This window comes from Legionella worsleiensis (genome assembly GCF_001467535.1).
Lineage (GTDB): Bacteria > Pseudomonadota > Gammaproteobacteria > Legionellales > Legionellaceae > Legionella > Legionella worsleiensis.
The window spans coordinates 23,499-35,786 of record NZ_LNZC01000004.1 but is presented as its reverse complement, the minus strand read 5'-3'; the positions used below and the strand labels follow the sequence as shown (position 1 = coordinate 35,786).

Here is a 12,288-nt window from a genome sequence, read left to right as displayed (position 1 = left end):
AAATTTCAATACACTGTACTGAATTTGCGAAACGCCAGGAAGGTATCTATTCATTAAGGATGATTATGGGATTGAAGGGACTAGTGCTTTTTTTTATTTTAGGGATAGGGTTTTATTTGTTTTTTCAACAAAGCCCCGCACATCGAATAGGCCCAATTTTAAATTCAACCGTACTGGCTTTTGATTATGATGGCCGACATCGCTCGGTAACATCGCAAAGCTTGCTGAATGGCGATGCGCTTATTTTTTTAAAAGCAGTACCCAAAAGTAATAAACTGTATTTTATAAGCTCACTGCAACAGCTGCAGAGTTATGATGCAAAAAAGAAAGGGTACATTGCTATGGATAGCCCAGATTTTAAAGATTATTATTTTGGGCGTTATTTAAAGCATAAAGACATTCTGGAATATCGTCCCTTGCATCAATTGGGTATCGCAGGAATTGCGCTTAAATATTCGGGTAAGCATGTGACTGCGGCACATGTTATTTTACTGGATAATTCGCATCGTAATCTAACGAAAGTCAGGATTACCAGTAATGCGCTTGAACAGGTGAACTGGAAGGCATGTGCTGACGATTGTGTTTTGCAGTAAAAAAATATTCTCTGAGTAAGCGGTTGTTGTTATTCGATGTGCAATCAGCTTTACTACGTGAACATCCCCTGAGTTTAGTCATTTCCATTAAAGGAGTAATGGTGATTGCTCCTGCAAAAAATATATCCGCAAAAGTGCTACTAAATTTAGTGTAATTATTAAATAATGGTATTAAAAGAGGGGTGGGTTTCGATGAATAATGAACCAGGGATAAAGAGTATTTTATGAATATTACATTATTTGCTCCAAAAACCGTACTCATGAAAACAGGGCTTTTTGTTCTGTATGCTCTTTTTTGTTTCCTGAGTTCTTTTAAGGCATTTGCTGCCCAAGGCGATGCTGAGATAGCCAAAAAAATTGCAGCTATAGAGAAAAAATCCAATGCAATAATCGGTATTTCAGCCATTCATATTGAAAATAATAAGGTTATATCTCACAACAGTACCCAGCGATTTTTTATGGCAAGTACTATCAAATTGCCCATTGCCATGGCTTTCTTGCATCGAGTAGACCAAAAAAAGGACTCTTTAAATCGTATCATCAAATTGGGGTTAAGTAATGCTGTTCCTGGGTCAGGATCTTTACATCATGCCTGTGAAAGAAAAAAAATCAGTATGTCAATGCAGCAAATTCTCAAATACATGCTTACTGATAGTGATAACAGTGCAAGTGATACCATTTTGCATACGGTGAATGGTCCTGAGTATGTAACCAAATGGATGTATGAACTTGGTTTTAAAAATATTTTAATTAACCGCTCCATTCTTGAGATGTTTATGGATACCAATCATGTAGATCATGCGTTAATGAATACACCTCGTTCCGTTTACTCCTGGAAAAAAATATTCAACAGCATTCCACTTAAAAATAAAATGTTGGCTTGGCAGCGTTTTGAAAAGGACAAACGTGATACAACCACGCCTGATGAAATGGCAAAACTTCTGGTCAAGTTATATAAAAAAGAAGCCCTTTCGGCATCCAGTTCTAAAATATTGATTAATATCATGGAGCAGTGCAGAACAGGCCGCAGCAGAATTAAAGGTTTATTACCGAGTCATGTTAAAGTGGCACATAAAACAGGCACTTGGGCGATAGATGAACAGGATTATTTAAACTATCCGGGTTCAAAAAAACTGTTTCGATTTGCCAGTGATGTGGGAATTATCACTCTCCCCGAAAACAAAGGACATATTGCGATTGCGGTTTACGTCAAATCCCAGGCTGCCAGTGATTATTCAAGGAGTCGAGCAATTGCACTGGCCAGTCGAGCCATTTATGATCATTTTATGACGGCAGCGCATCGTTAAACAAAGACCATAAACATAAATCGCCAGCTTTCTCTTAAGAGAGAAAGCCCGGCGATTGGCCTTTTTTTATGTTATTGGTTTAGCATTTCGGGATTAAACAGTGTTTTGTTGATAAACAATTGTTGATTCTCTATTTTAATATCCACGATGTAATAATCTCCCTCAACCTTTAAAAGACCTTGATTGATGTATTTTTTCAAGATGTTTTCTACTTGATTTTCAGTGGTTGAAGTATTACTAACCGCAATTGCGTCTTTTGGGGATTCCGGTACGGGATCTCGTGCTGTGACTCCCTGAGCCGCATCATTGGATTGCGTCAGGTCATCTGGAGAATTATTGGCTAATGATGCGGCTATGAGTGCTTTAACAGTCGCTGCCGGTGCTTTGAATTGTCCCTCGCCATATGCTTTTTTGATTATTTGTGCGGGATCGTTCAGGTCGTTTGGTGGTAAGGTTATCTTCAGGTTACCCGTTATTTTTCCCTGAGGTACTGTTAAGTACATTTCGGACAGTTCAAATTCTGAGCCTCTGGACAACAGTTTGGGTAACTCGGCAAGCAAGGCCAGCATATTGAGCTCAGGATGTTGATTATTTTCTAACATGGTTCGCTGCAAACGGTTGATATTCGCCATAGCGGATGGATCCAGTTTTTTTATACTCAACTTGAGCGATCCAGGCCCGTAAATCTGATTGTTAACCCATAATTTCTTAAGTTTTAGTCCTACGTTATAATCCAACAGCTTATCATTGATATCTGATCCTAATTTCAGTTTAAACTGGTCTATTTCAATGACTTGAGTATTATTCGTACTGAGCGTGAAATAGGGGATGGATAAACGAGTTTGCCCCGTCCACAACCCATCTTTATAGTACAATTCAAAATGATGCTGTACTTTACCCAGTTTAAAGGAGACATGATTTGCCTCGCCGTTGAAGCCATTGATGTTCCAAGAACCTTTAATTTTATTTATACCCGGCGATATTTTAAGAACGGCTCTAAGCCCCAACCATTCGAATTGATAATCCTGAGAGCCTGTTTTGCCTTGGGTAATAATTGCGGGTAGCGAATACTTAAACACCATATCGTTACTGTAGTTTAATAATGCGCCATAACGTGTTTGCGGTTTGGTCGATACATATCCTAAGCCAAAGCGCATCCCCGAGTCGGTTATCACGAATGGCCCATGATTGATAGCCAGCGGGAATTGAATCTTTAAATCCACCGGAAGGTTGTTTCTTATGTTTCCGTTTTCATCGGTAACTTGCTGAGCAGGTATGTGCATTTCTAAAACAAGGCTAGCACATGATGAGAACCAGCCCCGTTGGTAATTCTTGAGGGTTAAACTTGCTAAAGGTGTCTTATACAATGCCTCAACATTTTTGTTGAGGGTGCGCTCTACCAAAAATCCCATGAAGTAATAAGCAAGTAAAACGAGTATTAATAAAGATGCAAGTAACCCGGTCCATTTTTTCATTAGTGCTCTAAGTGAAGGTACATGTTTATTATTTAGTCTAAAAAGGTCATTTTGTAAAATGAGATGAAAATAGAACTCTAATTTACTAACTTATTCATAAATTTAAGGTTTATAATCAGTTCATTATGAGTTCCTTTTAGCGAGCCTATTCCCGTGATGAATATTATTTTGTCGCTGTTATTTTTTATATGTCGCTTTGCCTATGCGTTTTCATGCCATGATCCGCAAATCATTCATCAAAAACCCATTCAATTTGGCAAGGAACGTATAGCCCTGACTCGTGATTACCAGCTCACTCATTATGGCATCGATTCCCAGTCCATCGAAATTGAGCCCAAAATGATTGTGTTGCATTGGACGTGTATCCCATCACTGGATGTTACATTTAGAATATTTGATTCGCCTAAGTTACCCATTAATTCACCAAGGCGAAATGATCTCCCCGGTGAGTTAAATGTTTCAAGCCATTTTGTAGTGGATAGAGATGGACGCATTTATCAGCTGATGCCTGAAACCTGGATGGCTCGGCATGTCATTGGCCTAAATCATTATGCCATAGGCATAGAAAATATTGGCGGCGTGGACGGTAACGATGATTTAACGGCAGAACAGGTAAAAGCGAATGCGTTTTTGGTGTGTTATTTAAAGAAAAAATACCCTACTATTCGCCATGTTATTGGCCACAATGAGTACCTTGATTATAAAAACACACCTCTTTGGCTTGAAAAAGATCCGGCCTACCAAACGGATAAAACGGATCCTGGCCCAACATTTGTTAAGCGGGTAATTGATTTAACCAGTAAATGAAGTTTGCTGATTAATCCGATTGGTTGTACTGCAACACACTTAAGGATAACAAATAATGATAGGGACAATTTTATAATGTATGTTTTTAATCGCATTGGGACTTATTTTATACGGTTTATAAGGTCTGTTTACTTTTTTTTAAGTTTTATTGGCCATTTAAGTCACAGCATCAAAAATATCGTTACCCGAAATTTGTCCATTTCCTGGCAAAATGTATGGAAAATTCTGTATTACTCCGGTGTTTCTTTAGTCCTGCCCCTGATTATCATTTGTGCGTTAATGACCATGTCCTTATCGATTAACAGTTATACGGTTTTGCAGAATTTCAATATACAGGATAAAGCGCTGTCTATTGCACAAACACTTTTGGTTCAGGACTTCTTGCCCATAATCATTGGTTTTGTTTTATGTGTGCAGGTTTCTTTGAATATCATTAACGCCCGGATTAAAATTACCAAATTGCAGCGCTCCCCACAGGATGTCATTCTGGAATACATCCTGCCAATCATTATTGGCGTCAATGCGACGGGATTATTACTATACATCTATCTGATATTAATTATTTTTTTAAGCATGTATTTGACGTTCCATAATTTTTTTAATGTAAGTAATTATATGTTCTTACTGGATTTGGAACGAACCACAACCGTATTTGTCTTTCTTAGTTCAGTTGCTAAAACTTTGCTGTATTGTTCCATTGTCAGTTTTACGGCAGGATATTACTATTACATGGTTGCCACTCGACATGTGCCGTTGCGTAGAGCGGTTTCGCGAATTTTAACGCGTGGATCTTTGTGGTTAACGGTAAGTAGTGTCTCAATTATTTTTATCAATCTTTAGGGAAAAAGATGCGTTCTGAAAAATTTTACACATCAATAGGTATGTTCGTTGTGGGGGCGTTCATCTTGATGACTATGGCGGCCGTCTTTTTTTATCAAGAATTCATTCATGCCCGCTCACAAATGTATGTGATGTTTTTCAAGGGATCCCTGAAAGGTTTAAACTCAACGACTCCTGTTACTTACAGAGGTGTCAAAATTGGTGAGGTTAAACTGATAGAAATAACAGAAAACAAAACAATGAATAAGGTAAGGATTCCTGTTTATGTCCAGTTTTTTGTAGAAAAAAATCTTGGATTTACACAAAATCCCATTCATCTGTTAATCGATAACGGCTACGTTGCTCAGGTTTCGACCCCGAATTTTATAACCGGTAATGCAGAAATTGAACTCGTGAAAATGGATACTTATACACCAGCCAATGATATCTTTTTTAATGGCTATCCGGTATTCCCTACCCGAAGCCGTGTTGAAAAATCCACGACTCTTGATGACTCCATTAAATCGGCTAAATTGTCCTTTGATGCCTTTAAAACACTGATTACGTCCAAAGAGGTGAGTGATTTAATTCAGTCCATCCAGGCCATGAGTAATAATATGTCCCTATTGGCGATGCGTATGGATAGAAACCTTCCTCCAGCCATGACCTACTTTAGTTTGACCATGCAAAAAATTGCAGATGCTGCCTCCTCCACTCAAAATTTGACCGATTATTTATCACGAAATCCTGAGTCTTTGCTGCGAGGTAAACGATGAGCATGAGTCGGTTGGTTGTTATTACAGTCTTGGGATTCATGCTGTGTGCTTGTGGGCGAAGCAAGCAGCCAGAATTTTACTTGTTACATCCTCTTCCATTCAAATCAGTGCCTGTTGCCGGGCATACTTTTTTGACTATTGGCCTTGAGCCCATTCATACACCTGCGTTTACTGAAAAACCGCAACTGGTGATTCATGACGGGTTAAACCGGGTAACCCTGGATGAATTTCATCAATGGGCCGAATCACTGGATAAAAACATTAAGGGAGTCATTAAGACTAATTTAAATACACTCATACCGGGTATCGTTATAGAAGACGCTCCCTGGGATATCGATTTTAAGCCTGATTACACGCTCCAAATAGATATCGCTGAATTTAAGATAGACAAGCACGGTGACAGTAGTTTGCGTGCCAGTTACTCTATCTCAAGACAGGATAATGTCCTGAAAAAATATGATCGTTATTATCACCTGCACACTGCCATTCTTACGGTAGATGCCTTGGTTGAAAGTATGAATTCTAATTTAAATTCTTTTACTCAGGATATGGCTAAATCACTTATTGCATTGAAATCTGATAAAATTGCCCGTTAACCTCTTTGGGGCGAGGTGATTATTCTTTTTTTTGAGTCTGTCGTGTGAGGGGCGCCTGTATCGTTTTTTACGATGAATTTTTGAAAGGTATTTTTGATGCACCGCTATCTGCGTACAATGTTTAGCGACTCTGGTGATGGCCTGCGCAGTAAAATTATGGGCATTTACACGGTCTTATTTCTTTATCATATTTTAGTCTGGCTATGGACGTTTTATGTTTTTCATGATCATCCTGTTTTGTTCAGTACGGCAGTATTGGCCTATACTTTCGGTTTACGGCATGCGGTTGATGCAGATCACATTGCCGCCATAGATAACGTAACACGTAAATTGATGCAGGAAGGTAAAAAACCGGTTGCAGCAGGTTTATTTTTTTCACTTGGTCACTCAACAGTTGTCTTTGTGGCAACAGTTGGTCTTGCCCTCACAACCACTGCTGTATTGCAAAGCAATATCACCCGCTTGCAGGAAATAACCAGTGTTTTGTTTACATCTGTTTCTGCATTATTTTTATTATTTATCGCCTTGATTAATTTGTCTTTGTTTATTTCTGTTTTGCGAGTACTCCGGCAAGTGAACAGAGAACATTGCGGTCATCGAGAAGAGATAGAGCAGTGGATAAGTCGCAGTGGTAGCCTTAGCACCAGTCGCTTTCGACACTTCATTCGATTAATAAGCCACAGCTGGCACATGTATCCTCTGGGTTTTTTATTTGGACTTGGTTTTGACACGGCAAGTGAAATTATCTTATTAGGGATTACCGCCACTGAAATTGTGCATGGCTTGCCCTTATGGTCTGTTTTAACTTTTCCCGCATTATTCACCGCAGGAATGACCCTGATAGACACCTCAGACAGTATGCTTATGGTCAGCGCTTACGGTTGGGCTTTTGTGAAACCGATACGAAAACTTTATTACAACGCAACCATCACGTTGATTTCGGTGCTTGTCGCAATTTTTTTGGGTACTGTCGAGGTTCTTGGTTTGCTTGCACCTAAGATTAAGGCAAATGGCGGGGTTTGGAATTTAGTTAAAGAGATTAACAGTCATTTTGATTTTCTTGGATACCTTATCATTACTGTTTTTATGTTCAGTTGGCTCATTTCAGTTTTGCTTTATAAACATAGACAACGGCATTTTGCGCAATTAAAAATGAACGCATAATCAAGCGAAACATAGAAGCGCTCAGTTGTATTTTAAGTCGTTATGTCGGGGTATGTTGTGCACTATCACTGGCTGAAGCAGGCTCCATTTTACGAGGAGCGTTGAAAATGGACAGTCTTGGTAATTTATCCCTCACTCGTGTCATGGCATGGTGCATGGTTATTGAATCATTGAATAAATTGGCATAAGTACTTTTATTGGATTTGCTGGGTTCTGGATTAATGTAATGATCTCCGCTAAGCGTCACATTGTCTTTATGTTGGCTCCAGTATCGCAATAAGGTTTGCATTCCGGTATTTTTGACTCGTTGTTCTGGATGTCCTTGTTCCAGTACTTGAAAAATACATTTGCAGCGCCACAAAGTATGATCCAATGAGGGCGCTTGATGCAGTTGCTGTTCCAAAAGAGAGCGCAAATGACGGTTATTGCGTTGGAGAGCGGTTAACCATGCTTCTATGGCTTGGCTTGTGAGTAATGGATTTTGCGTTATTCCGATATCCAGTACTTCCATCTGATCCAGGCGTGCGTTTATTACCGCATTCATGGTAATGTTCAAAAAGTTTTTAAGCAGGGTTTTCGCTTTCTCCACCTGAATTTTCGGCTGCATCAACAGATATTCATGCACTCTGTGTTTTAATGTACAGCTTGTTTCATAGAATAAATCCAGGCTTTCGTTGGTGTCTAATGAACGGTAATTATGCTCTAATCTGTTGATTAGGGGGATTAAATCGTCATAAGACGACAGGTGATCTTTGAGGCAGTTGATAATGTGTTCCACCTCACTACAGGATAAGAGCTGATGGTTAAGTTCTCTTTTTGCAAATTGAGCCCATTTATTATGGGCTTTTTCTTTAATACTGATGTTGCCTTCGTGAGATCCTTCATGCCAGGTGCACTGATTTAACAAGGTTTCTTTGTGTTCTGGCTGTTCAATCAGACGCACTATGGCGAGTATTTTGATTAGCAAAGTCGTTTGATTTTCATTTAATGCGTAGTCCTCAAGGTCATGCGTATTATTTGATATCAGTAGTTGGTGCAATGGCCACTTTAAGTTATCGGGCATCATGGATAAAGTATGTTCGAGGGTCTGCGGGGTTAATTCAGTAATGAACCGGTCAATGTAGTGATTAAAGAGCAGGGTTCGTATCCATTGTTCATCAAATACTTGCAGCATATAGTTTTGTACTTTCTGGATGAGTCGATCACGTTTTTGTAATGCCTTGTAGAGCAACCCGTTAAATTGAAATAATTCGATGTAATCCCGTTTTTTTTCTGGTGATAGATTTTTGAATGAGGCGATAAGCTGTTTCAGTACCTCATTTTGTTTGGCATTAAGTGAAAAGGCTGATTGCATACGTTTGCGCAGGCTTTGTTGCTCTCTTGTAAAATCCGGATGCGTAATGCTTTGATAGACGGCTTGAATCAGGCTGTTATTAATGGCTTCATTGTGGCGATGCAGCAAGGCAGACAAGTCGGGATCTTTTGCCGGTTTTAAAATGGGCGCAAATAGCGTGCTCCATTCTTTAGCTGTTATAGGAAAATCGCTGCGTAATTGATGATTACAAAGGGTAAGATCGTCTGCATTGAGCTGAGGGTATAAAACTTGAATCAGTTTTATCGTGTAGGCAAATACCGATTTTTTTTTGCTATCCAGGGAATTGCGTTTTCGTAATAAGCGCAACAAATGATCACGAGAATCAGCAGCAGCTTGTGTTTTGGTATTCAATTCATTAGCCGGAGCTGCTGGGAGTATTAAAGGATGCTCCATTACCCTGCTGTGGCTTTTATGCAAATAGGCTAATTGCCAATTAAAAAAATCGCCAAGCATTTGCAATGGAGTGGTTACCGTTTGCCATAATCCAATAATAATTCCGTGCCAGAATAAACCCTCCAGAACTCCTTTGAATACCCATAAGGGCTTTAAGCGGTCTTCTTGATGTGCTGCAGCATGTTGTTTTGCACGAGTAAAGGTTTGATAGATTGGATTGTGGATTAGTGCAAAAAGATGGTATTTGTGCAGAATTTGTAAGCCGGCACCCAAGTGTTTGGCTCCCCAATCGATGAGGCTATCATGGAGTTGAGGTTCTCCTTGGGGAGTGCCATCGGGATCTCGGTAGTAGGATGGAAAATTATAATTGTGCATTTGTTCGTAATCATGGACTACTGTTCTTGATGGTCCCCCATGTTTTAGTGCGGCATAGAGCATTCCCGGGGTTTGTTTTCTTGATAAATTTTCCTGTTGGCTTTGTTTTTGTAAGTTAAAATATGCAGTTATTGCTTGTGTTTTTAATAAAGGTTTTACATGAAGTTTGGCTTGCGCAGCGATTTCCTGAGCCAGGGTTTCGGTAGGTTGGGGATAAAAATATGCGGTCAAATCACGTAAAAAATTTAATCTGAGGTCAAATTGTGTTATCGCCTCAGGAGATACATCAACTGGTTTCGTTACGGTAAGATCACGGATTAGTTTGTCGCATTGGGCTTTGCTTGCCGGATAAAACGCATGTAGAGAATGAATAAAAGTCAGGAAACCTTGTTTGAACTGTTGATCATCACGGCCTAAGTCATACAGACTGTAGATTAGGTTTTTAAAGACGCTGTAAAAGATCTTTTGACATTCAGTGAAGTGGCGATCGGGATTAGTCAGCGCATTAACGAGTTGTTGGTATTTTTCAGCCAAATAGCCGTTGCATGATTCGGGCAAGGCAGGCGGGCTTTTTTGCGGGTCAGGTAAAAATCGTGTTTTGATGCGCTCGTAAGTAGTCTTAAATGTGGGGCAATATTCCATAATTCGTGATGAGTGCAGCATACGAATGACAAAAGAGGCACACAGTTCTTTGGGTTGCTTGAAAAAGCGGTCAAAATTCTTGGGAACAACGCCCATAAATGGCAGATAGTCCTCGTTTTCTCCCCGGATAACCTGACCATAAAAAGCATCTTCCAGAAATTGATCTGGCGCTATGGGATCATAAACAATGTGTCCTCTGACATTACGATACATGGCTTGCGTAAATTGCAGGTGCAGCGGACCCAGGGGATTACCCGCATAACTGGCTTTGGATTGTTCGCTACAGGTTGTGTTTTTAGGAAATGCCTGAACGTCCAGAGTTCCTGCTCTTCGATACATAGGTGTTTGCTTTTCTACACCATCTCGCCCTTTGAAAAAAGTTCCTTGCTTACTTGCTACTAAAAAACTGATTATCTCACTTAAACCATTTTCGTTACGCTTGATAATATGCTGCTTTTTGTATTTGGGGTACCGGTCATTTTCGAAATAGGCGGGTTCGGGTAAAAGTTCTGTGACCAGATTATCAACAAGAGCATTATAGATAACCTCCCTGTATTCAGAGGGTTGCAATTGACTCATGTAGTCAAAGTCAGTTAAGAGTGATTGCAGCTCAAATTGAACTCCAATAGCCGCATTCATTCTCGCTTCAGAAGGTCCTTGCCTGTGTAGGCTTAATTGTTTAAATCGCCTACCCCAATCGGCTCTGGATTCTTTGAATTTAAACGCATAAGCCCCTGCTTCATTTGACAGATTTACGGTTCCATCCCAATTTGCGCCAATGCCTAATGCCAATCCTGGATTCGCTTGAAATCCTTGAAGAAGTTCAAACAGATATTGTGACAGAATATCCAGTTCAGAGTGACTCGGCTGAAATTCCTCATCGGTAAAATTGCATAGCGCTTTAATGAGTACGGTCCGGATTTTTTCTGGACTTAAAAAACTGATGGGCTCTTTTAAAAAAGGATTAACTAGTAAGTCTTTGGAGCTGTCCTTTTTGTTTTTGGGGATGAATTCAACCCCAAGTTGAACAAGGCTGGTTTCTAACCATAATTGAAATGATTCAGTCGGCCATACGTCCATTCGATGAGACAGTTGGCGGCGAATAATGGCATGCAGTTGATCCAGAGGAATAAAACGTGGAGGGTATTTGACCTGGGCATCAAAATGTCCACCAAATTTCATACCAAATGCATTGAGCAGTAAGAAATTTGTTTCGGTATCCAGGCGCCCGGCTCGATTAAAATTATAACTGTAATCCAGAGTAAATGGATTTTTGCTTACAGGTTTGATCTCCTGAGGGGCATCAGTAATCGCAACGGGAATGTTCTGAAATTCTATAGTGCTTGCTGTTTCTGTGTGCTCTGATGAGGCTGCAGCAGCGTTACTTTGTTGCATGTTAAGAATCACTATAGGTGATATTTTTGACCATCCGGCCATCATGCTTATTAACTGCCACAAGGATTCGTTATCGCAATTTAATTGCCAAAATGAATCGCTGTCTTTGTAAAAAACCTGTTCTTTAATTGCTGTAAGAATGTTTTTATAGTGGAGTTCCAAGGGTGTTGTGGCAAGGGTATTAATTTCACCTTTATGATAGGCCTCTATGATGTGATTAAATCGTTGAATAGCCTGATTAATGATGCGGCTGTGTTTGGGGAATTCACTTAAAACTATGGGAAGCCGACAGGGGAATAAGGCGTCATAATCAAAATTGCCCTCTAATTCCATAATTATGGGGGCTAAACGCCTTACCAAATCCTTACTGACAGGAGTTTCTGGCGCATTGAGTCCTATACTTAACCGATTCAGCTCCTCTCTATGAGGACAAATTAAATTCAATAAGGGGAACGCTTGCGCTAAGACAGCACCCTCGTTGATGCATTGATTACGAAATACATGAGGAAGCGAATCAACTAATGCGTTGAAGTCGGAAGCAGATAGAACATTTGGCATAAAACCGCCTGGT

The 12,288-nt window shown here is 39.8% G+C and carries 9 protein-coding genes; 7 read left to right on the top strand and 2 right to left on the bottom strand.

Annotation, left to right across the window (positions count from 1 at the left end):
* The first annotated feature begins 65 nt into the window (after positions 1-65).
* Both Lwor_RS02735 and bla read left to right on the top strand, forming a co-directional pair.
* The gene (locus tag Lwor_RS02735; protein ID WP_058492372.1) at positions 66-593 is read left to right on the top strand and encodes a hypothetical protein; all 528 of its coding nucleotides are present in this window, start codon (positions 66-68) and stop codon (positions 591-593) included.
* A 224-nt stretch (positions 594-817) separates the two neighbouring features.
* Positions 818-1,900 (top strand): class A beta-lactamase, encoded by a 1,083-nt coding sequence (gene bla, locus Lwor_RS02730; protein WP_238584608.1) that lies wholly within the window; start codon positions 818-820, stop codon positions 1,898-1,900.
* A gap of 71 nt (positions 1,901-1,971) precedes the next feature.
* On the opposite strand, the gene Lwor_RS02725 is transcribed toward bla, so the two are convergent.
* Positions 1,972-3,375 carry a YdgA family protein gene (locus tag Lwor_RS02725; RefSeq protein ID WP_058492371.1) on the bottom strand — a complete coding sequence of 468 codons (1,404 nt, stop codon included), beginning with the start codon at positions 3,373-3,375 and terminating at the stop codon, positions 1,972-1,974.
* A 156-nt stretch (positions 3,376-3,531) separates the two neighbouring features.
* Between Lwor_RS02725 and Lwor_RS02720 the strand changes: the two genes are divergently transcribed.
* The 5 genes from Lwor_RS02720 (at position 3,532) to Lwor_RS02700 (ending at position 7,537) form a co-directional block, all read left to right on the top strand.
* A complete protein-coding gene (locus tag Lwor_RS02720; protein ID WP_058492370.1) occupies positions 3,532-4,182 on the top strand; it encodes an N-acetylmuramoyl-L-alanine amidase in 651 nt (216 codons plus the stop codon).
* A gap of 75 nt (positions 4,183-4,257) precedes the next feature.
* Positions 4,258-5,022: an ABC transporter permease gene (locus Lwor_RS02715; RefSeq protein WP_065235831.1), complete on the top strand. Its 765-nt coding sequence runs from the start codon at positions 4,258-4,260 to the stop codon at positions 5,020-5,022.
* A gap of 8 nt (positions 5,023-5,030) precedes the next feature.
* The gene (locus tag Lwor_RS02710) at positions 5,031-5,777 is read left to right on the top strand and encodes an MlaD family protein (RefSeq protein ID WP_115090979.1); all 747 of its coding nucleotides are present in this window, start codon (positions 5,031-5,033) and stop codon (positions 5,775-5,777) included.
* Positions 5,774-6,373 (top strand): PqiC family protein, encoded by a 600-nt coding sequence (locus tag Lwor_RS02705; protein WP_115090977.1) that lies wholly within the window; start codon positions 5,774-5,776, stop codon positions 6,371-6,373. The genes Lwor_RS02710 and Lwor_RS02705 overlap by 4 nt, the downstream gene beginning before the upstream one ends.
* A 96-nt stretch (positions 6,374-6,469) precedes the next feature.
* Positions 6,470-7,537 (top strand): HoxN/HupN/NixA family nickel/cobalt transporter, encoded by a 1,068-nt coding sequence (locus Lwor_RS02700; protein ID WP_058492368.1) that lies wholly within the window; start codon positions 6,470-6,472, stop codon positions 7,535-7,537.
* A gap of 40 nt (positions 7,538-7,577) precedes the next feature.
* On the opposite strand, the gene Lwor_RS02695 is transcribed toward Lwor_RS02700, so the two are convergent.
* Positions 7,578-12,275, bottom strand: a complete 4,698-nt coding sequence (locus tag Lwor_RS02695; protein WP_058492367.1) for a hypothetical protein — start codon at positions 12,273-12,275, stop codon at positions 7,578-7,580.
* Between the last annotated feature and the right edge of the window lie 13 nt (positions 12,276-12,288).